This is a genomic window from Brenneria roseae subsp. americana (assembly GCF_003115815.1).
Taxonomy (GTDB): Bacteria; Pseudomonadota; Gammaproteobacteria; order Enterobacterales; family Enterobacteriaceae; genus Brenneria; species Brenneria roseae.
Window position 1 is genome coordinate 214249 of the sequence record NZ_QDKJ01000007.1, and the last position, 19938, is coordinate 234186.

Below are 19938 nucleotides of genomic sequence, written 5' to 3' on the forward strand. Positions count from 1 at the left end.
CTTCTCAATTCAGTCGCGACTATGCCCGGATATTCGGCATGCCTCCGGCCAGGCATGCCAGCCAGACGAGACGGCAAATTACCCGGATACGCGCAGGGCCTGCGTGACACGCCGCAACAGCGGCTGCGTTTCAGCGTGGCTGGACGGCGGTCGGGGATTTGCGTAGAGGCGTCGACGGAGCCAGCTCGTCGAATTGATGGCGTAGCGCCTGGATCGTATCGATCAAGGCCCGCAGGGTCGCCGGAACGTGGCGATTGCCGGGAAAATACAGCGACAGCCCCGGTATCCGGGGACACCAATCTTCCAGCACGCTAACCAGACGCCCATCATCCAGCGCGGCGCGGGCATAGGGTTCCGGCATGTAGGCGATGCCAAGACCCTTGATGGCGGCTTCCAGCATCAACGGGTTGCTGTCGAGCGTCAGCGTACCGGGCACGTCGATCTCCACCACCTGTCCCCGCTTGCTGAACTCCCAGCGGTAGCGCTTGCCGCTGGGCAGACGCTGCCGGATGCACTGGTGCTGGGTAAGCGCATCGGGCACTTCCGGTGCGGGCCGTGCGGCCAGGTAGCGTGGTGAGGCCACCGCCAGAAAGCGGATGTCCGGCCCGAGGGGGATCGCCACCATGTCCTTGGGCACGGCTTCGCGCAAGCGGATGCCCGCGTCGAACCCCTGATCAACAATGTCCACCAGGCGTCCCTCGGCGACGAGATCCAACTCGACGCTGGGATAGCGCGCCAGAAATTCCGGCACCACCGTCCGCAGCAGCAGACCGATCGCGGCATCGTTGCCGTTGATGCGCAGTTGCCCTTGCAGATTCCCTTGTTCGCCGGTGACTTCCTCCAACGCCGCATCAAGATCGCGCATCAGCGGATCGAGGCGGCCCAGCAGGCGCTTCCCTGCTTCGGTCAGGGACACGCTGCGCGTCGTCCGATGAAACAGGCGGACTCCCAGGCTATTTTCCAGGCCCTGAATGGTATGGCTCACTGAGGGGCGGGCGATCCCCAGCAAATCGGCAGCACGTCGAAAGCTGCGGTGCTCGGCGACCGCCATGAAGGCTTTGAGATCAGATAGCGTCGGTTTGCTCATTGGTAGTTTTTATACACCAACCCATACAGTTAATTGGCTCTTATCGTAACAATGATATGGCCATATGATCTAATCCTGTCACCCACCTATTTCTTATTTTGGAGTCTGTCATGAGCAAAACCTGGTTCATTACCGGAACATCGGCCGGTCTCGGCCGCCTTCTCACCGAACGTCTGCTCGCCCGCGGCGATCGAGTGGCTGCCACGGTGCGTCGTCTTGATACACTCGACGATCTCGTCGCGACTTACGGTGACCGGCTGTGGGTCGCCAGGCTCGACATGACCGATGCGGACGCGGTGCGTACCGTGACCGATCGTGCCTTTGCCGCTCTCGGCCGCATCGATGTCATCGTGTCCAATGCCGGTTATGGCATCCTCGGCCCGGCGGAAACCGTGCCTGATGAACAAATCCGCCAGATCATCGATACGAACCTCATCGGCTCCATCACGCTCATCCGCGCCGCGATCGCGCACTTGCGCAATCAGGGCGGCGGGCGTGTGTTGCAAATCTCCTCGGAAGGGGGGCAGATCGCCTATCCTGGATTCAGCCTCTACCATGCCACCAAATGGGGTATCGAAGGCTTCGTCGAGGCGTTAGCCAAGGAGCTGGAACCCTTCGGCATCACCTTCACCCTCGTGGAGCCGGGGCCGACCGCCACCAATTTCAAGGCCGGCCTGGTCCGCCCCGTCACGCCGACGGTCTACGACGGCACGCCTGCCGACGACGTGCAGCGCGGCATTGATTCGGGCGCGTTCGCCGTCACCGGCGATGCAGACAAAGTGGTAGATCGGATGATCGAAATGATCGATGCGGATACGACGCCGTTGCGTCTGACGCTCGGGGCATCCGCCTTCGACAATATCCATGCCGCGCTCCAGCAGCGGCTCGCGGCTCTCGACGCACAGAAGGACATTGCGTATTCGGTGGAGTTGGATCGATAAATGAGTGCAGTGATGGAGGAGGACCACATCCCGCAGTCGCTCCTGAAGACCTTTAAGTAGCGCAGAAGGGTCAGGCTGGCTTATTTCGTACCTTCAGGCAGGCGTGCGACCACCTTGATCTCGAATTGGAAGCCATAAAGCCATGTGACGCCAACCCCCGTCAGAGTTGGGTATGGCGCATCGCCCCAGTATTCCGGCAGCACCTTCCAGACGGTGTCGAGCGTGGACTGAGGATCAACAAGAAACACGGTAACATCGACTACGTCATCGAAAGTGCAACCGCCGGCCTCAAGCACCGCATTCAGGTTGTCGAAGGCACGCCGGATCTGTGCTTCCAGTTCTGGCTCCGGCGAGCCATCATCCCGGCTGCCGACCTGGCCCGAGACAAAAAGAAAACCGTTCGAGCGGACGGCGGGTGAATAGCGGTTGCGTTCGTACAGGGCTTGTCGCCCGGCAGGAAATACGGCATCACGGGATATAGTCATGGCAGGGCCTCTCTATTTTGTGTGCTCGGACCGGGATAGCGACCGAGCAGAAAAATCAGAATGTTGGCGAAAATAACCAAGGCGATTGATGTCAGGAGAATGTGCCGATAGCTCTTGACTTCCGAGGTAGCGTTTCGGCTGCCGTCATTCTCTTGATGTGTTGACATCAGCGATGTTAGCAGCGGCAAATGATCCACCAAGAGCATAACCGCATTCGTGCAGCCTGAAAACGTCATTCCCTCTGGAACAAACGGCACGGCAACAGTGCCGGGGACATTATGCGGTGTGCTGCGGTCTACTTATTCAATCCATTAATCATCGGGCTCAAGGCATCAAGCAGTGAAGCAGGAGAAACCGGAGTAGCGTTTTCAGTCTGAGAAATCTGAAACTCAGCGAGTTCTGCGCCGACGATGTCATTTTCCGCAATGACCTGACAGAGATGATACAGGTCATCCAGTGACAATCCTCCCGGAACCTCATATTCCGTAGGTACGATACCGGGGTTCAGGACATCACAATCCAGATGGATGTAAACCGCCCGGCCATTGATAGCGCAACGTAATCTTTCAACCAGCCCGTCACCTGCCGGCACCCATTGCAATTTACCGTCATCAATCAGCTTTTGCTCCGGCGGATCGATATCACGCGCGCCCACCAATATCACCGCCGATAAATCCAAACCGCTGCCTAAACCTGAATCCCATAAACCAACCGGCCCCGCGATGGAAAAACCGCCGAGATAGCCCGTCGCAGAGGTGCGTGGCGTATTCAGATCGGCATGAGCATCAAGCCAGACTACGCAAGCGTCGGGATGATGACGGGCAACCACCGGCAATGTTGCCAGTGATGACGCGCATCGACTGGATGCCGTAAGGGGTTTACGCTTTGCGGTGAAAAGACGATCGAGGCGCGCAGACAAGGCATTCAACGAAGGTCTGGCGGCGTCCAGCGCGTCCTGCCATCCTCCGCGGCGACTCATCCCTCCCGATGCACCGACAATTTCAGGCGTTAAGCTTAATCTTTCCGCCAGCAATTTGCCGATCGCCATCGCGCCGGGCCTCGCCAGATCGTTACGATCGCCTACCGCCCCCTGAAATATCGTTATCTGGATTTTACTGTTCATCGGACTCTCCTTCGTCATGAATGGTACTGTTGGCTGACTGCGTCGTCTTTTTGTACAAACTTATCATGTAGCCTGGGCGCAATGAAAATCCCCGTTAATGGTTCGACCACAAATACACTGTCAGTAGCGCTTTCTCGACTACGAGCGACCAAGCAGCATCACGCCGGCCACCAACACCAGACAGCCTGCCAGCCGCCAAATCCCGACGGGTTCACGCAGGATGAACATACCGAGTAGTACTCCGACCATCATCGACATTTCACGTGCCGGAGCGACAACGCTAAGCGGCGCGCCCATTTGCAGCGCTACGAGCACAAGAATATATGAGAGGGGGGAAAGAATGCCTACCGCAATCGCGATCATCCATTTCCCTCTCATCAGTTTGAGCACCTCATGGCGATGGGTGGTTAGCCAGGGCAGCAGCATCACAAAGCGAACGGTTTGCGAACACCAGTCCAGGATTACGGGATGGATTCCCAGCATCTTGACACCGTATGCGTCAACGACGGTATAGCCGGCAATCATCCCCCCTGTCGCCGTACCCCAGCGTATCCCTGCCTGTGCGGCGGGCTGTCGAAACCTGACGAAACTTCCCTGGCTGGAAATCAACACGATGCCCGCCACGATCGCGCCGAGACCCGCAACACCCGATATTGTTGGTTGTTCTCCAAATAAAAGGAATGCCCCGATCGTAGACAGCATGGGAGCGGAACCACGGGCGACGGGATAGATAACGGAGAGATCGGCGACCAGATATCCGCGTTGCAAGAACAGGCTGTAGGCCAAATGCACCCCACCGCTTAAAACTACACAGACGATGACGAAAGGATCCCATCGCAGCGTACTTGTAACAAACAGCCAGACCACCCAAGGCGCGTAACAGATACAAGCGATGCCGCTGTAGGCAAAGACGAAAGCAGCGCCCGCCGAAGCGGCGCGTTTAGCAAGCAGGTTCCATATAGCATGGATAAGCGCGGCCAGAACGACCAGCGCAAAAGTGAGAAAGGACATAATCACTCCGGTTCAAAAAGCCATAGAGAAGACTCGACGTCTCCTCCTCTGGGCTTTTCTCCCTCGGGTGCAGCTACGGCAAAACCGCAGTTTCTACAACGCTCGGACCAGACAACAGCGCTTGGACGCCGTTCGGAACCCTAGTTGTCACTCAGTCGATGCGATAAATCTTAGCCGCAATCGCCGCGTCTCGCAAACAGTACTCACCGTCAACCGGACGACTGCGGCCCAACCTGCTACTGAAGCGCCGCTTTCACCACCGTCGCCAGAGGTGTCGTTGCCCGCCCAATCAGGCTGCTCAGCTGATGGCCCTCATCAAACAGCGCTCCTTTGGATGCGCCGGTATCGGAATCGGCAATAATACCGGCAAAACCTTCCGGCACGCCTGCGCCAACCAATACCGCCTTGTATTCATCTTCCGGCAGATTTTGATAACCGATATTCTTGCCAGACTGTTTGCTGATCTCAGCCGCCAGCTCTGCCAGCGTATAAGGCTCATCGCCCGCGAGCTCATAAATCTTGCCCGCCTGATTTTCCTGCGTCAGAACGGCCACAGCGGCGGCGGCATAGTCAGCGCGCGTAGCGGAGGCTATCTTCCCTTCGCCCGCACTACCGATAAAGACACCGTGCGCTAATGCGGCCGGTATGCTGCCGGCATAGTTTTCCGTGTACCAACCGTTGCGCAGTACAACATGTGGCAGGCCAGATTGTTTTAACAACGCTTCCGTTTCACGGTGTTCAGCCGCTAACGCAAGTGGTGAAGCATCCGCATGCAGCAGGCTGGTATAAGCCAATAATTGTACTTTCGCCTTTACCGCGGCCTCAATCACATTGCGGTGCTGGCTGGCGCGCCGCCCTACTTCGCTGGAAGAAATCAGCAGCACCTTATCAACACCTTGCAGTGCGGAAAACAGCGCTTCTGGCTGATTATAGTCAGCCGCTTTCACCTGAACGCCGCGAGCGGCTAAATCGGCCACTTTATTCACGTCCCGCACCAGCGCCAGAACTTCATGCGCCGGAACCTTATCCAACAGTTGTTCAATGACCAGGCGGCCCAACTGGCCGGATGCACCCGTAATTGCGATCATCGTTAAGTTCCTTTCTTTGATTAACACAGACAGGCATAATACCCACAAGGCTAACTTTAAGTAAGTACGCACATAAAGGTAAGTATAGTGACCGGAAAAATAAACGATGCAGATCCTTCTGTCGCTGTGATGCTTAAGGGCAATCTTTTCGCTGAAAAGTGCCCGTCTCGCCAGGTTCTCAGCCACGTCACCAGCCGCTGGGGCGTGCTGATACTGGTTGCACTCATGGATGGTACGCACCGTTTCAGTCAGCTGCGGCGCAGAATAGGGGGGGTCAGCGAACGTATGCTGGCTCAAACCTTACAGTATCTGGAAAACGATGGGTTTATCCTGCGCACGGCTTATCCTGTCGTCCCGCCGCACGTGGAGTACAGCCTGACCCCATTGGGCAGAGAAGTGAGCGAAAGAGTCAGAGTGCTGGCAGGCTGGATAGAGGATAATATCGATATTATCGTCACCGCTCAGCAGAACAATGCCGCCCAATAAGCATGAAGCTCGCCGTGGGAACGCCATCATCAAAAACAGACCGCCTGATAGCCGTAACCTGAAAGACTCCGGGTAGAGATACGCCATATGGTCTACGCTTAAACCTGTTCTCGTAAACCACAGGAGAAAGTATGTCTATCGAAAAAGTTCTCTATGTTGCTCATGCTAAAGCGACGGGTGGGCGCGATGGTCGCGCCGTTTCATCAGACAACCATCTCGATGTGAAGCTCGATGTGCCAAAAGAGTTGGGTGGCGGCGGCGGTGCAGGCACCAACCCTGAACAGCTGTTTGCCGCAGGTTACTCTGCCTGCTTTCTCGGGGCGCTGAAAAGCGTAGCCTCCAGTGAGAAAGTCTCTCTGCCGTCTGATACGTCTATCGAAGGCAGCGTCGGCATCGGCAAGATCTCAACCGGATTCGGCATTGAAGTGGAACTGAAAATCTCCATTCCCGGCTTTGACAAAGCCAAAGCGGAAGCACTGGTGCAAAAGGCGCATACCGTTTGTCCCTACTCAAACGCCACGCGCGGCAACATTGACGTCACGCTGACGCTTGTTTAACCGGGTTCAGTCAGTGGAGCGGCACTAAATTCAGTGCCGCTAACGGGGATCAGGTTATCCGGAACACAAAAAACGCCGCCCAACTGAGGCGGCGGCGTTTTTACTAACCATAAATAACTTAGTAGGTTTCTTTACCGTATTGCAACGAGCGCGGGCCGTAGAGCATACCGCGAGGGTGTCCGGCGGCAAGCAGGCGTCCGCTAGTGATACCAGCAATATCATGCCCTTTATCACTCATCGTACTGGCAATCTGGTCAATGGCAGCCTGCACCAGCATACCGATAATACCGGCACTGTTATTTGACTGCTGTTCATCGCTGGATGCCGTCGCGCTGCCACTCCATAGTAATTTACCGTTTCTCAGGTCAACCAGACGCGCATCAGCCGTCACACGGGTTTCACTATTGATGACGATATATTTGGTGCCGTACTCTTTTACATCCAGGTATAACGCGGCATCCGCACCAAAGATTTGATGAAGTTTCGACACGTTGACAGCCTGAATATCCTGCGCTGTCGTCAGCCCGTTTTGTCTGAAGGTTTCTTCAACCACCGCAACAGGCAGCACATAGTATCCAGATTCCGCCAACGGATATGTCACCTGAGACAGCATGCTGTAACTCGCTTTCACATCTGGAGAGTGGTTGACCGGCGGTAACACCAGGATAGATCGGGGTTTGCTTTCCTTGAACGCAGTGTAATCATAAGGCACTGGTTTGGCGCACCCGGTCAATACCAATGCACACAACAGACCACATAATCCTAAAATACGATTCATTTGATATTTCCTTTATTTTTACTCAACAGAAAGTCCATGAACGGTGCTGATTCCGGGAAATGCGCTTTTTCAGTTTCAAACTGTTGGCGCGCTTCCACATCGTGGCCAGTATTGGCGTACAGCAAGCCGAGTTGAGCGTAAAGTCCGGGGGGAACAGGTTTGTTTTTTGCTTTCGCTTTTTCTATCGATTCTTTCAGGGAAGCAATCTGCTCTTCTGGACTGACTTTATCCTGTTGATAATATTCATAAAGCGTCGGCTGGTATTTTTCCCAATGATAAATGGTTTGCGGTTCAGAGGCACAGCCAGCCAACACTGCCGCTGCCAACAGCAGGACAATTTTCTTATGAGATAACATGTGTATATCTTCCTATTCCATTAGTTAGTCGGGCGCCATGCACCACTTTCAATACCATTAACCAGATTGTTTACTGCTTCGCGGATCGCCAGATCCAGCACTTTACCGTTTAACGTAGAGTCGTAGCTGGCCGTTCCGCCAAAACCAATGATTTCGCGGTTTGACAACGTATATTCACCCGCGCCCTGTACGGAATAAACGACTTCAGAGGTTTGCACATTCACCACGTTTAACGTGGTCTTAGCGTAAGCAACCTGAGTTTTACCACGCCCAAGAATGCCCCACAGTTGATGATCGCCAACTTCTTTACGGCCGAATTCGGTTACATCGCCAGTGATGACATAGGTCGCGCCTTTCAGCGTCTGCTGTTGCCCTTTAATTCCAGCTTCAGCTTTCAACTCGTCCATGTTGGTACGGTCCAGAACATTAAAGCGGCCGCTTTGTTGTAAGTGACTAACCAGAATGGTTTTAGATTGATTACCCAGGCGATCGACACCATCAGAGAAAATGCCGTTCATGTAGTTAGAACGGTTTTCAAATTTTCCGACGGAAATAGGGCTGCGAACCCCCTGATAAGGCGTGCTGTAAGAAGTGACTTTCTGCGCTTCAACAGTACGGGATGACTCAGTTGCACATCCGCTTAACAGGGTCGTAGTCATTAAAAAAGAACAAAAAATAACCTTTTTATTCATGATGTATCTACCTTGATGAAAATCCATTGACGCTGAGCAGAGCTCTGTTATTAGTTCACAACGAAAATGTCATGAATGGCTATTCAACTCCCGTGATGAATACCGCCGTTGAATAGCATGCGATATTATGAGTATTGTAAGTAAAAGTAACCACTTATTTCTTCACTCAACCAGCAAATAAATGACCCTTTTACTTTACGTTCAGAAACCGATCGTTCGAGTAAAAACCGGGTAAAAATCAAGGTGTTCTTTAAGGTAACATAAAGGTAAAAATCGGATGACAACTAACTGAATCGATTCACTATTTTTTCATTACATTCTTTTACATTAACCAGCTTTTTACATGCGCTACATCAAAGTAACAGCGCATCAAAATCATTAGGATGAAAGTAATAAATGGGGGGATAGTTGTATTTTCTCCTGACGAGATCCTTGCCAACCCCTTCCAAACCACTTTCTGGGTGACCAGACAAAAAATCGAACGCTAAACAGCAGAAAATGCCGTTCTGGATGTGAGTAATTACTTACATTTGACGCATTCGTACGCAGCAAAAATACGCCAGATATACCCAATAGATTTATGACGGGCATCCATGCTCGACCCCTGTGGGCCGTCGCATCTGCAACTTGAAAGATGAAGGGTATAGGCTGTTTGGGCTTCGTCGCCTCTGTGTTCCTTTTAGGTATATTGTGTCGGGAGAGGTTATGAATAGGTTTGTTATTGCCAATGCTCAGGATTGTATGGGTTGTCGCGCCTGTGAAATCGCCTGCGTTATTTCACACAACAATGAACAATACCCAACCAGCGCCGGGCTGTTCCAGCCCAGAATAAAAGCCTTCAATACCCACGAACTGCGCTCTGCGGTTACCTGCCGCCACTGCGAAGACGCGCCCTGCGCCAGCGTTTGCCCGACTCAGGCGCTGGTGAGAAAAGACAATAGTATTCAACTCATTAAAGAAAGATGTATTGGTTGCAAAACCTGTGTGCTGGCCTGCCCGTTTGGCGCCATGTCGATTGTCACCAACGCCACGACTCGCGCCACGACGGCACATAAATGCGATCTCTGCGCCGATCGCCCGCAGGGACAAGCCTGTGTGGAAGCCTGCCCGACACAAGCCCTGCAATTGGTCAGCGAACAAACTCTGGAAGCGCGCCGTCGTGAAAAGCAGCAAAACATGGCACTGCGTTCATCAGCACATTGGCAGCGAGCCATACCAGCCGGTAAAGCCGAGTCACGCAACCCGTTGAATCGCAGGAAAAACTGGCCTCGGTTCGAGGCAGAAAAAAAACCGCTGACACAACGAAAAACCACGTTTGATGAAATCTATCACGGCTTTACGCCTCAGCAGACGCAGGATCAGGCAGATCGCTGCCTCTCCTGCGGGAAACATTCCATCTGTGAGTGGACCTGTCCTCTGCACAACAATATTCCGGAATTGCTGAAACTGGCCAAACAGGGGCGGATTCTGGAAGCCGTCGAACTGTCTCACCAGACCAGCAGCCTGCCGGAAATCTGCGGCCGGGTTTGTCCGCAAGATCGGTTATGCGAAGGTTCCTGTACGCTGGGTAAAGAGTACGGTGCCGTCACCGTCGGCAACATTGAACGTTATATTACCGACACCGCCATGGAAATGGGCTGGATTCCGGACACAACGCAGGTTGCGCCCAGCGGCAAGCGCGCCGCCATTATTGGCGCAGGGCCGGCGGGATTGGCCTGTGCCGATGTCCTGATCCGCAATGGCGTTCAGGCTGTAGTATTCGATCGTCATCCGGAAATTGGCGGCCTGCTGACATTCGGCATTCCTCCTTTCAAACTGGATAAACAAGTGCTGACTCGCCGCCGTGAGGTTTTCAGCGCGATGGGCATTGAGTTTCAATTAAATACCGAGGTAGGCAAAGATATTTCACTCGCCCAGCTCCTGAACGAGTTTGATACGGTCTTTCTCGGCGTGGGAACCTACCGTTCGATGAAGGCAGGTCTTGAAAATGAAGATGCGCCCGGCGTTTTCGATGCGCTGCCGTTCCTGATTGCCAATACCAAGCGCGTGATGGGATTACCCGAGCTTGAAGACGAACCCTATATCTCTATGGAGGGAAAACGGGTTGTGGTGCTGGGCGGTGGAGATACCGCCATGGACTGTCTGCGCACCTCGGTCCGTCAGGGGGCCGTGTCCGTCACCTGCGCCTATCGCCGCGATGAAGCCAATATGCCCGGCTCGAAAAAAGAGGTGAAAAACTCGCGGGAAGAAGGCGTTGAATTTATGTTCAACGTACAACCGCAGAAAATTTGCCTGAATGAACAGGGAGAAGTCTGCGGCATCAGTCTGGTTCGCACCGAACTGGGCGAACCCGATGCCAGCGGGCGTCGCCGCCCCCGTCCCATTCCGGGGTCCGAATTTGTACAACCTGCCGATGCCGTCATTACCGCTTTCGGCTTTCAGGCACACAGTATGCCCTGGCTGGAAGAAGCAGACGTCGCGCTGGATAGCTGGGGACACATTACCGCGCCAGCCAGTGGGCGTATTCCTTGCCAGACCAATCACCCGCAGATCTTTGCCGGAGGCGACGCCGTGCGCGGAGCCGATCTGGTGGTCACCGCGATTGCCGATGGCCGTAAAGCGGCAATGGGGATGATTGAAGCCATGGGATTAAAAACCCGCCCATCAGCCATGCCGGCAACGTCGCTCGTATCCGATTTCAACTCATCCCGAGAGGAAACGCTGTAATGAATCAATTCGTTATCGCCGATGCGGAGAAGTGTATCGGCTGTCGAACCTGCGAAATAGCCTGTGCGGTGGCACACGCTGGCGGCAATAGCGCGAAACTGCGATCCACTCACTTTTTTCCCCGCTTAAAAGTGATAAAAAGCGCAAGCGTCAGCGTACCCGTTCTTTGTCATCAGTGTGAGAACGCCCCATGCGCCAGCGCTTGTCCTCATGATGCGCTGGTCCGCGACCATGACAGTATTCAGGTGATCCAGTCACGCTGCATCGGCTGCAAAAGCTGCGTCATCGCCTGTCCTTTCGGGGCCATCAACATCGTGGTAACCAGTGAACAAGCCACGGCGACGAAAAGTGAAGCGCATAAATGCGATTTATGTGTCGGCGTTGCTGATAGCCCTTCCTGCGTCAAGGTCTGTCCAACATCCGCACTCAGGCTGGTGACATCGGATGAATTGCATCAGAGAACGTATGAGAAGCAGCGACGTTCGGCGCAAGGTTACCGGGATATCCGGCTGTTTTAGCCGTGGGGTGATGACATTCCCGACCATTACAGTCATTCCCGCGCACAAAAATATCCGGGATGTTTATACGAGGATAAAAGCCCCTGAAATAGGCGGGTAACCGGTGGCGCGGTTTCTGAAACCCTGCGCTGACGTTGAGCACTCACAGGGATGAAGGGATGGATACCGGAAAATCGTTGCACTTAATAAAAAATAATCGCCGATTTATCCGCCGATTTCTCTTTAGTTCATATATTAGTCTGATAATATGCATCTGATATACCCTGTTTGACCTAGGCCGGGTATCTGTCTCTGAGTAAGATCCAACCGAATCGTAATTTTTATCATTATCACGGAGTGAACAATGACCTGTCATTTTGTCAGGTGGACCAGCACGGAAGCGCTTTCCGATCTGCGAAGATTATCAGATGAACTCATTTCATCGACGCAGGGCTTTTCAGCCAAGCGCCGCGAGCGCTATTTGAAAAGCCGGGCGTTGCTGGCGGAGATGATGTTCTACTTTTTTGGCTATCCGCGATTACCGCCTTTGCTTTCATCCCCTGACGGTCGCCCCTACTTTGCCGATCCCCAGCTTCCCAACTTCAGCCTGGGCTACGCGGGCAATACCATTGCCATTCTGTTGAGCGAAGACGGTTTTGTCGGTATGGATATCGAAATTGTGCACGTTCGGCCCAATAACCAGACCCCGCCTCATATGCAGGCCCAGACGCTGGCGGAGAAAGCCTGGATTGATGCGCAACGCGATCCCCTTGAGGCCGCCACACAACTGTGCACCATTCGCCAGTCCTTGATGAAAATCCCCGGCCTGAACGGCAGTCGCCCGGAAAACCTTAAACTGCATCCCGCATCCGGACGGCTGCGGTCAAACGGGGTGCCCGCCGTTGAAGTGATCAGTGATATTGATGATTATCTGGCATGGGCATGCGCGCATGTTCCAACGCTAAATCGGCTGGTAATGTGGGAATACGCATCGGAATCAGGGGTGAAGAAGACGGGAGAAATCGTACACCAACAGCGTCAGTCTGTACGTTATATGAAACTGACCAGCCACACGATTGAAAAGGCGACCTCCGCCTTGTCTCAGTAGCACACGACACCAAACGCCCATCCGATCCCGGAGGGGCCGGCGCATTGCAATAAATTAAAACGCGGTCTGAACAACGGCCCCGGGGGAAAATCCCCGGAGCCAAAGGAAATTAATGCGCGTCGATAAAAATGATTTTTAACAGGAACAGCAGCGCGACAACCACCACGCATGGGCTGATTTCACGCCAGCGGCCCGTTGCCAGCTTCATCACGCAGTAAGAGATAAAGCCTAATGCAATACCCTCGGTAATCGAGAAGCTAAACGGCATCATCACGGCCGTAATAAAAGCCGGTACGGCTTCCGTTAAATCATCCCATTTCACCCGCGCCAGACTGGATGTCATCAACACGCCAACGTAAATCAGCGCGCCAGCCGCAGCGTAAGCCGGCACCATCCCCGCCAGCGGCGACAGGAAGATAACCAGCAAGAACAAGAGGCCCACGACAACCGCGGTCAACCCGGTACGACCGCCAACGGACACCCCGGAAGAGCTTTCGATATAAGCCGTTACCGATGACGTACCGATAAAGGAGCCGGCGACAGAGCTGATGCTGTCCACATACAGCGCCTGCTTCATGCGAGGGAACTTGCCACGGGCATCCACCAGACCGGCTTTATCCGTCACGCCGATCAGGGTGCCGGAAGAGTCGAACAGGTTAACCAGCATAAAAGAGAAAATAACCCCGGACAGACCCAGATTCAGTGCGCCGGCCAGGTCAACCTGTCCCACGACGGAGGTCACGCTGGGCGGCATCGAGAAGACGCCTGAAAACTGAACGTCACCCAGCAGCAGGCCAATTGATGTGGTCACCACGATAGAAACCAGCACCGCCGCATGAATATTACGAGACGCCAGAGCCACAATAATGAAGAAACCCAGTGCGCCCAACAGTACGCTGTGCGACGTCAGATTACCGATAGTCACCAGCGTTTCAGCGTTAGGCACGATAATGCCGGCGTTTTTTAACCCCATCATGGCGATAAACAGACCGATACCGCTGGCAATACCAAGACGCAGGCTGAGTGGAATATTGGCAATCATCCAGTAACGGATCTGGAAAACCGTCAGCAAAAGGAAACCGATTGCGCCCCAGAAAATAGCACCCATGGCAACCTGCCATGAAAGCCCCATGGCTCCGACCACCACAAACGCAAAGAAGGCGTTCAGCCCCATCGCCGGCGCCAGCGCCACCGGCAGGTTAGCCAGCAGGCCCATCAGGATACTGCCGAATGCCGCAATCAGACAGGTGGTGACAAATACCGCTTTGGTATCCATGCCAGCCGCGCCCAGAATTTGCGGGTTAACAAAAACGATGTATACCATCGTCAGAAATGTGGTGAAGCCCGCTATCGTTTCAGTTCGTGCGGTAGTGCCATGCTGCTGTAACTTAAATACGCGCTCCAGCAAGCCTTGCTCAGAAGCACGACCAGTTTGTGATTTATTCATTATCAACGATCCAATGAAGGGAATGATGGTCGTCGCGTATCCTATAACAAAATGCTGTCTATATAGCGCTGATTCCTCATTTTTTTTCATTCTATAAGAACAACCTATCTATACCCTAAATAATTCGAGTTGCAGGAAGGCGGCAAGGGAAGGACAAATTCGGCGGGAACGAATTTGAACAGCCAACGGCTGGCCTTCGGTGAGAGACAGGATGTCTCTCATTAATCCCGATGAGCTTACTCAGGTAAGTGATTCGGGTGACTGAGCGCAGCCAACGCACATGCAACTTGAAGTATGACGGGTATATAGACTGAAAAGATGACGGGTTGTAGTCGCAATATTGAGCCAGTTGGTTAAAGTAGGGACTGACTTTTTAATTTCATCGATAAGGATCCTTCATGTCCCGTATTGAGTGCGTATTCTTTGACTGTGACGGCACACTGGTAGATAGCGAAGTGTTGTGCTGTCAGGCTTATGTGAATGTTTTTATCCCTTATGGCGTGGAGTTATCTGTGGATGAGGTGATAAAAACCTACAAGGGCGTGAAGCTGCACGAAATTATTGCCCGTATCAGCCAGCAATACGGGCTGACGATATCCATGGAAGAGGCCGAGCGCCATTATCGGCAAGACGTTAAGCGCCTGTTTGACGAATCGCTGCGGCCGATCAATGGGGCGCGCGAGCTGGTTCAGTCGATCAAGGTACCGATGGCGGTGGTGTCCAACGGCCCGGTCAGCAAGATGCAGCAGTCGCTGGGACTGACCGATATGCTCAAATTCTTTGGCGACCACCTCTACAGCGGTTACGACCTGCAAAAATGGAAGCCCGATCCCGCCGTGATATTCTATGCCGCCGAGCAAATGCAGGTGCCGGTTCAACACGGTATTCTGGTGGAAGACTCGCCATCCGGCGTCCAGGCCGGTATCGCCGCCGGGATCCCGGTTTTCTACTACTGCGCCGATCCGCACAACATGCCGATTCACCACCCGCTGGTCACCCCATTTGATGACATGAAGGCATTGCCGCAGCTATGGCGGGAAAGAGGCTGGGATATCGTGTCGTAATGTCATCAGGCCGGCGTGTTTCGCCACCGTAACCACGAGCGTTTTGGCTGTTTTTCCTGCTGGCTAAAGCGCTTGTTAACCCCGTTTGCCAGCAGTTCCAGAGACAGACAAAACACAAAATAGACCAGCGCGACAAACAGGAACACCTCCATGGGGTAAACCATGCTGCGATTATTCACCTGTGTCGCCAGGAACGTCAACTCACCCACGCCGACGATGTAAGCCAGCGACGTATCTTTAATCAGGGAAATCCATTGGTTGATAAACGACGGCACCATCATCCGCAGCGCCTGTGGCAAAACGATAGTCCACAAGACTTCCCAACGCGTGAATCCCAGCGATAAACCCGCCTGCCACTGTCCGCGGCCGATCGCGACAATCCCCGCTTTTACGCCGTGGGCCAGATAGGCCGACGCAATCAGCGCCAGTGCGCACACAACCGTGGTGATCTCCGGAATATCCACGCCAAAGAGAATCGGCAGTAGAAAATAGGTCCAGAAAATCAGCATGATTACCGGAATGGCCCGGAAGAAACCAAGAATCGTCGCCAGAATCGCCGCCCATACGCCGCGGGACATGGCCAACGCAATCCCCATGATCGTGCCCAGCAGTGCGGAGACGATGCCCGCCAGCAGACTCATCAACAGCGTCAGCGCCGCCCCGCCGAGCGGGCCGTCAGGAAAGGTGCCCCACATCAGGTAGCTGAAGTTGTCGGTAATAATCGTAAAATCCATCTCAGTGTCTCTCTGCCAGATTACGTTGCTGACGCCACATACCCCAACCTTCCATCAGCGCAATAATCGCGATGTACAGCACGGTAGCGACGCCAAACGCCTGAAAAGTACGCAGGGTTTCAGTTTCCACCTGACGCGAGGCGTAAGACAGTTCGGCGACGCCGATCGCCATCGCCAGAGAAGAGTTCTTGATTACATTCATGTATTGCCCCAGCAACGGCGGTAAAGCGATTCTCAATGCCTGTGGCAGCACCACATGACGCATGGATTGCCAAACCGTGAGCCCCAGCGCCTGTGCCGCATATTTTTGTCCGCGCGCCACGCCGCCAATGCCTGCACGGATTTCTTCCGCAATAAAAGCGCTGGAATAGAGCGTCAGTCCAAACAGGCCGGCCAGAAATTCAAATGATGGCCACGCCAGGCTTATCCCGAACAGGGTGATGTCATGCGGCGTATTCAACCACTGCATCATTACCGAGGGAAACAGTTGGCCTGCGCCGAAATACCAGAAAAAAAGCTGTATCAACAAAGGGGTATTACGGAAAAGAGAGCTGTATGCCATCACTGCATAGCGTAGCGCCTTCACCTGGCTATCTCTGGCCGTCGCCAGTAAGAAGCCCAGCGAGGTCGCCAGAACGATCGTACAAAAGGAAATCCACAGCGTGATCAGAAAACCTTGCCAGAGCCAGCCAAGATAGTGAGGGGCCAGCAGCCATTCCTCAATGTATTGCAGTGCCGTGTTTGTCAGTTTCATAAGCCGCTAATTTTATCAAGCACACGCCATAAACAACAATTATTACCATAAAACAAAGCGCCCCCTGCAAAGCAGAGGGCTAAAAATGACGTCGTCAGTCTAAAAATCAGGCTTTCGGCTGCTGATCCAGCGGGGCGAAAGTGAAATCACCACGCGGCTGCGCTGATTTTGTCGCCGGTCCAAACCAGCGATCGTAAATCGTTTTCGCCTCACCCTGTTTTTCCAGATTCAACAGGGTTTCGTTAACTTTCTCCGTCAGGCGCTCCTCGTCTTTAGGAATACCAACACCTTGATATTCTTTGGTAATGCTAAAAGGAGAAATCTCAAAATCGGCTTTTTGCGCATCCGGCACGTTAGCCAGCAACCCGACCAGTTTCGCATCATCCTGAGTAATGGCTTGAACGTTGCCGTTGCGTAACGCAGCAAACGCCAGCGGCGTGTCATCATAGGAGATCACCTTCGCGGTAGGATAATGCTCCCGCAGCGTAATTTCCTGCACCGTGCCTTTATCCGCACCGATACGCAGCGCCCTAATGTCCTCCGGCGTTTTCAGAACCCCTTTACGGGCAATGAATTTCTGTCCGGTTGCGAAATAGGGAATGCTGAAATTAACCTGTTTGGCACGCTCATCGGTAATGGTAAAGTTTGCAGCGATCAGATCCACCTTATTGGAACTGAGCAGCGGAATACGGTTGGCTGGGTTAGTCGCTCGCAGCTCCACCTTCACGCCCAGCGCCTTGCCAATCTCTTCGGCAATGTCAACATCGTACCCCACCAGCTTTTTGCTCTGCGGATCGACGTAACCAAACGGTGGGTTGCTGTCAAAAACCGCAATCCTGACCACGCCTGCTTTTTGAATATCGTCCAGCTTATCCGCCTGCGCCACACCTGAAAGAGACGCGAATCCCGCCATCAATGCCAATGCCACAATACGTTTTTTCATTCCCAGCCCCTGAGCGTTTAAGTGATTGATTGCAGGCTATCAGCAGGGAGAAAAACCGGGAAATAACATAAACAGCTATAATATAACCTTATGTTACATTGGGTTTCTGGCAGATTATTCTGACAGATAACGTGCGATTGTCCGTATTTATTGGCACCAGAAACCGCCGCCACGGCGGATGCGATTTATTGCGTTCAGACAGATGATTTTCTTATTTTTATTAACCCCATGACTAAAAACCCGTAGATTAATTATCTGAATCGATGTGATAACAAAATCAAACATCGCCATACGCCAGTAGGACGTCCTGAATGAAAGAGAAAACCCCGAGCACCCTACCTTCGGCAGACGATAAGAAGTCTTACGAACTGGACCGTTTTGATACCGCGATCCTGCGTATTTTGCAGGCCGACTCTTCCATCTCCAACGTCGCACTGGCGGAGAAAGTCAATCTCAGTCCGCCAGCCTGCCTGAGGCGGGTTGAGCGACTCAGGCAAATTGGCCTGATAAAAGGATTTGTGGCGTTACTGAACCCGGCAGCGCTTAATGCTGGTCTGGTGGTATTGATTGGGGTGGTGCTGGATCGTTCGACGCCAAGCTCATTTGAAGATTTTGAGGCTTCCGTCCAGAAGATCAGCGGCTGTATGGAGTGTCACGTGGTGACGGGCGAGTTCGATTACATTTTGATGATCAGGACAAAAGACAATCAGAGTTTCAACCGCCTGCACGCGGAACAATTGCTCTTTCTGCCCGGCGTTCGTCAGATCCGTTCCTTTATTGGGCTAAGGGAAGTGCTTTCCACCACGCAACTGACGTTCTGAAAAAGCTCAGGCCCGATAGTCGGGCCTGACGTTCCGCAACTCAGCCATTACGGAAAATATAGCTGTAAGCGCTCAGTGCCGGCGCCCCGCCCAGATGGGCATACAGAACTTTCGATCCCTTCGGAAACTCACCGTTGCGGATCATACCAATCATGCCCTGCATGGATTTGCCTTCATACACCGGATCGGTCATCACCCCTTCCATACGGGCGCACAAACGTATGGCTTCCAGCGTACCTTCATTCGGCAGACCGTATTCAGGGCCACCATAGCGGGTATCCAGCACCACATCCTCTTCAGTGATTTCCCGGCCCAGTTCGACCAGATTGGCGGTGTTCTGCGCAATACGCAGAATCTGCGCTTTGGTTTTTTCCGGTTTTGCCGATGCATCAATGCCGATAACGTTCCGTGAGCGGCCATCTGCGGCGAATCCGACGACCATACCCGCCTGGGTACTGCCGGTAACGGAACACACCACGATATAGTCAAACTTGAAGCCCAGTTCTTTTTCCTGCTGGCGCACTTCTTCGGCAAAGCCGACGAAACCTAAACCACCATAGGGATGCTCAGAGCAACCGGCAGGGATCGGGAACGGGTTACCGCCATTTTGTGATGCTTCTTCCATGGCGTTTTTCCAACTTTCACGAATACCAATATCAAAACCGGCGGCATCCAAACGAACATCCGCGCCCATGATACGGGATAATTCTATATTACCGACGCGATCATAAACGGCATCGGCATAATTAACCCAGTTCTCTTGCACCAGAATACATTTCATTCCCAGATGCGCAGCGACAGCGGCAACTTGTCGCGTCTGGTTAGACTGAATACCGCCAATAGAAACCAGCGTATCACAACCTTGTTCTAATGCTTCCGGAATAAGGTATTCCAGTTTACGTATTTTATTTCCGCCGAATGCCAGACCACTATTACAATCTTCACGCTTGGCATATATTTCTACATCCCCGCCTAAATATTCACTGAGCCGTTTCATTGGCGTAATAGGAGAGGGGCCAAAAGTTAATGGATAACGTGGGAATTTTTCCAGATTCATAATAAGGCTCCGGTAAATAATGGGTAGAATTAGCCGCAGGTTGTGAATATTTCGCAGGGAAATACCGTCACGCCATGTGGTCATATTACCTAATATCGAATGAATTTAAATTGCTAAATCATTCCGATTTTTTCATAAAAATTTCATAAAAAACCAACCATCAATGAAGTAATTTCCCAAAA

Annotated in this window: 21 protein-coding genes; 8 read left to right on the plus strand and 13 right to left on the minus strand. The window is 53.1% G+C overall.

The annotated features are described in order from the left end of the window. Positions 1-130: 130 nt before the first annotated feature. Positions 131-1087: a LysR family transcriptional regulator gene (locus B4923_RS11160; RefSeq protein ID WP_109054436.1), complete on the minus strand. Its 957-nt coding sequence runs from the start codon at positions 1085-1087 to the stop codon at positions 131-133. A gap of 110 nt (positions 1088-1197) precedes the next feature. On the opposite strand from B4923_RS11160, the gene B4923_RS11165 reads away from it, so the two are divergent. Then, a complete protein-coding gene (locus tag B4923_RS11165) occupies positions 1198-2028 on the plus strand; it encodes an SDR family oxidoreductase (RefSeq protein WP_109054437.1) in 831 nt (276 codons plus the stop codon). Positions 2029-2108: 80 nt separating this feature from the next. Here B4923_RS11165 and B4923_RS11170 read toward each other — a convergent pair whose 3' ends face one another. The 4 genes from B4923_RS11170 to B4923_RS11190 all read right to left on the minus strand — a co-directional run bounded on the left by B4923_RS11170 (position 2109) and on the right by B4923_RS11190 (position 5735). Then, on the minus strand, positions 2109-2513 hold the full coding sequence (locus B4923_RS11170; RefSeq protein WP_109054438.1) for a RidA family protein: 405 nt from the start codon (positions 2511-2513) through the stop codon (positions 2109-2111). Between the two features lie 295 nt (positions 2514-2808). After that, the gene (locus B4923_RS11180; RefSeq protein ID WP_109054440.1) at positions 2809-3636 is read right to left on the minus strand and encodes an arginase family protein; all 828 of its coding nucleotides are present in this window, start codon (positions 3634-3636) and stop codon (positions 2809-2811) included. Between the two features lie 138 nt (positions 3637-3774). Further along, the gene (locus B4923_RS11185; RefSeq protein ID WP_109054441.1) at positions 3775-4647 is read right to left on the minus strand and encodes a DMT family transporter; all 873 of its coding nucleotides are present in this window, start codon (positions 4645-4647) and stop codon (positions 3775-3777) included. Positions 4648-4883: 236 nt separating this feature from the next. Beyond that, positions 4884-5735, minus strand: coding sequence for an SDR family oxidoreductase (locus B4923_RS11190; protein ID WP_109054442.1), 852 nt, complete (start codon positions 5733-5735; stop codon positions 4884-4886). Positions 5736-5864: 129 nt separating this feature from the next. Between B4923_RS11190 and B4923_RS11195 the strand changes: the two genes are divergently transcribed. Next, entirely contained in the window at positions 5865-6221 is a 357-nt protein-coding gene (locus tag B4923_RS11195; RefSeq protein ID WP_109054483.1) for a winged helix-turn-helix transcriptional regulator, read from the plus strand. 131 nt (positions 6222-6352) lie between these two features. Then, positions 6353-6778 (plus strand): organic hydroperoxide resistance protein, encoded by a 426-nt coding sequence (locus B4923_RS11200; protein ID WP_109054443.1) that lies wholly within the window; start codon positions 6353-6355, stop codon positions 6776-6778. Between the two features lie 118 nt (positions 6779-6896). Here B4923_RS11200 and B4923_RS11205 read toward each other — a convergent pair whose 3' ends face one another. The 3 genes from B4923_RS11205 to B4923_RS11215 are packed head-to-tail and all read right to left on the minus strand — an operon-like array spanning position 6897 to position 8604. Beyond that, on the minus strand, positions 6897-7556 hold the full coding sequence (locus tag B4923_RS11205; protein WP_109054444.1) for a DUF799 domain-containing protein: 660 nt from the start codon (positions 7554-7556) through the stop codon (positions 6897-6899). Then, entirely contained in the window at positions 7553-7912 is a 360-nt protein-coding gene (locus B4923_RS11210; protein WP_109054445.1) for a DUF4810 domain-containing protein, read from the minus strand. The genes B4923_RS11205 and B4923_RS11210 overlap by 4 nt, the downstream gene beginning before the upstream one ends. A gap of 20 nt (positions 7913-7932) precedes the next feature. Continuing rightward, a complete protein-coding gene (locus tag B4923_RS11215; RefSeq protein WP_109054446.1) occupies positions 7933-8604 on the minus strand; it encodes a CsgG/HfaB family protein in 672 nt (223 codons plus the stop codon). A 705-nt stretch (positions 8605-9309) separates the two neighbouring features. Here B4923_RS11215 and aegA point away from each other — a divergent pair. The 3 genes from aegA to B4923_RS11230 all read left to right on the plus strand — a co-directional run bounded on the left by aegA (position 9310) and on the right by B4923_RS11230 (position 12936). After that, positions 9310-11331 carry a formate-dependent uric acid utilization protein AegA gene (aegA, locus tag B4923_RS11220; RefSeq protein WP_109054447.1) on the plus strand — a complete coding sequence of 674 codons (2022 nt, stop codon included), beginning with the start codon at positions 9310-9312 and terminating at the stop codon, positions 11329-11331. Then, positions 11331-11849 carry a 4Fe-4S binding protein gene (locus B4923_RS11225; RefSeq protein ID WP_109054448.1) on the plus strand — a complete coding sequence of 173 codons (519 nt, stop codon included), beginning with the start codon at positions 11331-11333 and terminating at the stop codon, positions 11847-11849. The genes aegA and B4923_RS11225 overlap by 1 nt, the downstream gene beginning before the upstream one ends. Before the next feature lie 343 nt (positions 11850-12192). Further along, a complete protein-coding gene (locus tag B4923_RS11230) occupies positions 12193-12936 on the plus strand; it encodes a 4'-phosphopantetheinyl transferase family protein (protein ID WP_109054449.1) in 744 nt (247 codons plus the stop codon). A 109-nt stretch (positions 12937-13045) separates the two neighbouring features. On the opposite strand, the gene B4923_RS11235 is transcribed toward B4923_RS11230, so the two are convergent. Then, positions 13046-14383 (minus strand): NCS2 family permease, encoded by a 1338-nt coding sequence (locus tag B4923_RS11235; RefSeq protein ID WP_109054450.1) that lies wholly within the window; start codon positions 14381-14383, stop codon positions 13046-13048. A gap of 398 nt (positions 14384-14781) precedes the next feature. On the opposite strand from B4923_RS11235, the gene yieH reads away from it, so the two are divergent. Continuing rightward, positions 14782-15447: a 6-phosphogluconate phosphatase gene (yieH, locus tag B4923_RS11240; protein WP_109054451.1), complete on the plus strand. Its 666-nt coding sequence runs from the start codon at positions 14782-14784 to the stop codon at positions 15445-15447. A gap of 5 nt (positions 15448-15452) precedes the next feature. Here yieH and B4923_RS11245 read toward each other — a convergent pair whose 3' ends face one another. The 3 genes from B4923_RS11245 to B4923_RS11255 all read right to left on the minus strand — a co-directional run bounded on the left by B4923_RS11245 (position 15453) and on the right by B4923_RS11255 (position 17878). Beyond that, complete coding sequence (locus B4923_RS11245) at positions 15453-16181, minus strand: amino acid ABC transporter permease (RefSeq protein ID WP_109054452.1); 729 nt, start codon at positions 16179-16181, stop codon at positions 15453-15455. Position 16182: 1 nt separating this feature from the next. Continuing rightward, positions 16183-16935, minus strand: a complete 753-nt coding sequence (locus B4923_RS11250) for an amino acid ABC transporter permease (protein WP_109054453.1) — start codon at positions 16933-16935, stop codon at positions 16183-16185. A gap of 106 nt (positions 16936-17041) precedes the next feature. Then, positions 17042-17878 carry an ABC transporter substrate-binding protein gene (locus B4923_RS11255; protein WP_109054454.1) on the minus strand — a complete coding sequence of 279 codons (837 nt, stop codon included), beginning with the start codon at positions 17876-17878 and terminating at the stop codon, positions 17042-17044. Positions 17879-18189: 311 nt separating this feature from the next. On the opposite strand from B4923_RS11255, the gene B4923_RS11260 reads away from it, so the two are divergent. Beyond that, the gene (locus B4923_RS11260) at positions 18190-18699 is read left to right on the plus strand and encodes an Lrp/AsnC family transcriptional regulator (RefSeq protein ID WP_109054455.1); all 510 of its coding nucleotides are present in this window, start codon (positions 18190-18192) and stop codon (positions 18697-18699) included. A 40-nt stretch (positions 18700-18739) separates the two neighbouring features. Here B4923_RS11260 and B4923_RS11265 read toward each other — a convergent pair whose 3' ends face one another. Then, a complete protein-coding gene (locus B4923_RS11265) occupies positions 18740-19756 on the minus strand; it encodes a 1-aminocyclopropane-1-carboxylate deaminase (protein WP_109054456.1) in 1017 nt (338 codons plus the stop codon). Between the last annotated feature and the right edge of the window lie 182 nt (positions 19757-19938).

What these genes read in the sequence shown, in the direction of transcription:
- B4923_RS11160 (WP_109054436.1), bottom strand. Translation starts at nt 1,087, where the DNA reads ATGAGCAAACCGACGCTATCTGATCTCAAAGCCTTCATGGCGGTCGCC.
- B4923_RS11165 (WP_109054437.1), top strand. Translation starts at nt 1,198, where the DNA reads ATGAGCAAAACCTGGTTCATTACCGGAACATCGGCCGGTCTCGGCCGC.
- B4923_RS11170 (WP_109054438.1), bottom strand. Translation starts at nt 2,513, where the DNA reads ATGACTATATCCCGTGATGCCGTATTTCCTGCCGGGCGACAAGCCCTG.
- B4923_RS11180 (WP_109054440.1), bottom strand. Translation starts at nt 3,636, where the DNA reads ATGAACAGTAAAATCCAGATAACGATATTTCAGGGGGCGGTAGGCGAT.
- B4923_RS11185 (WP_109054441.1), bottom strand. Translation starts at nt 4,647, where the DNA reads ATGTCCTTTCTCACTTTTGCGCTGGTCGTTCTGGCCGCGCTTATCCAT.
- B4923_RS11190 (WP_109054442.1), bottom strand. Translation starts at nt 5,735, where the DNA reads ATGATCGCAATTACGGGTGCATCCGGCCAGTTGGGCCGCCTGGTCATT.
- B4923_RS11195 (WP_109054483.1), top strand. Translation starts at nt 5,865, where the DNA reads ATGCTTAAGGGCAATCTTTTCGCTGAAAAGTGCCCGTCTCGCCAGGTT.
- B4923_RS11200 (WP_109054443.1), top strand. Translation starts at nt 6,353, where the DNA reads ATGTCTATCGAAAAAGTTCTCTATGTTGCTCATGCTAAAGCGACGGGT.
- B4923_RS11205 (WP_109054444.1), bottom strand. Translation starts at nt 7,556, where the DNA reads ATGAATCGTATTTTAGGATTATGTGGTCTGTTGTGTGCATTGGTATTG.
- B4923_RS11210 (WP_109054445.1), bottom strand. Translation starts at nt 7,912, where the DNA reads ATGTTATCTCATAAGAAAATTGTCCTGCTGTTGGCAGCGGCAGTGTTG.
- B4923_RS11215 (WP_109054446.1), bottom strand. Translation starts at nt 8,604, where the DNA reads ATGAATAAAAAGGTTATTTTTTGTTCTTTTTTAATGACTACGACCCTG.
- aegA (WP_109054447.1), top strand. Translation starts at nt 9,310, where the DNA reads ATGAATAGGTTTGTTATTGCCAATGCTCAGGATTGTATGGGTTGTCGC.
- B4923_RS11225 (WP_109054448.1), top strand. Translation starts at nt 11,331, where the DNA reads ATGAATCAATTCGTTATCGCCGATGCGGAGAAGTGTATCGGCTGTCGA.
- B4923_RS11230 (WP_109054449.1), top strand. Translation starts at nt 12,193, where the DNA reads ATGACCTGTCATTTTGTCAGGTGGACCAGCACGGAAGCGCTTTCCGAT.
- B4923_RS11235 (WP_109054450.1), bottom strand. Translation starts at nt 14,383, where the DNA reads ATGAATAAATCACAAACTGGTCGTGCTTCTGAGCAAGGCTTGCTGGAG.
- yieH (WP_109054451.1), top strand. Translation starts at nt 14,782, where the DNA reads ATGTCCCGTATTGAGTGCGTATTCTTTGACTGTGACGGCACACTGGTA.
- B4923_RS11245 (WP_109054452.1), bottom strand. Translation starts at nt 16,181, where the DNA reads ATGGATTTTACGATTATTACCGACAACTTCAGCTACCTGATGTGGGGC.
- B4923_RS11250 (WP_109054453.1), bottom strand. Translation starts at nt 16,935, where the DNA reads ATGAAACTGACAAACACGGCACTGCAATACATTGAGGAATGGCTGCTG.
- B4923_RS11255 (WP_109054454.1), bottom strand. Translation starts at nt 17,878, where the DNA reads ATGAAAAAACGTATTGTGGCATTGGCATTGATGGCGGGATTCGCGTCT.
- B4923_RS11260 (WP_109054455.1), top strand. Translation starts at nt 18,190, where the DNA reads ATGAAAGAGAAAACCCCGAGCACCCTACCTTCGGCAGACGATAAGAAG.
- B4923_RS11265 (WP_109054456.1), bottom strand. Translation starts at nt 19,756, where the DNA reads ATGAATCTGGAAAAATTCCCACGTTATCCATTAACTTTTGGCCCCTCT.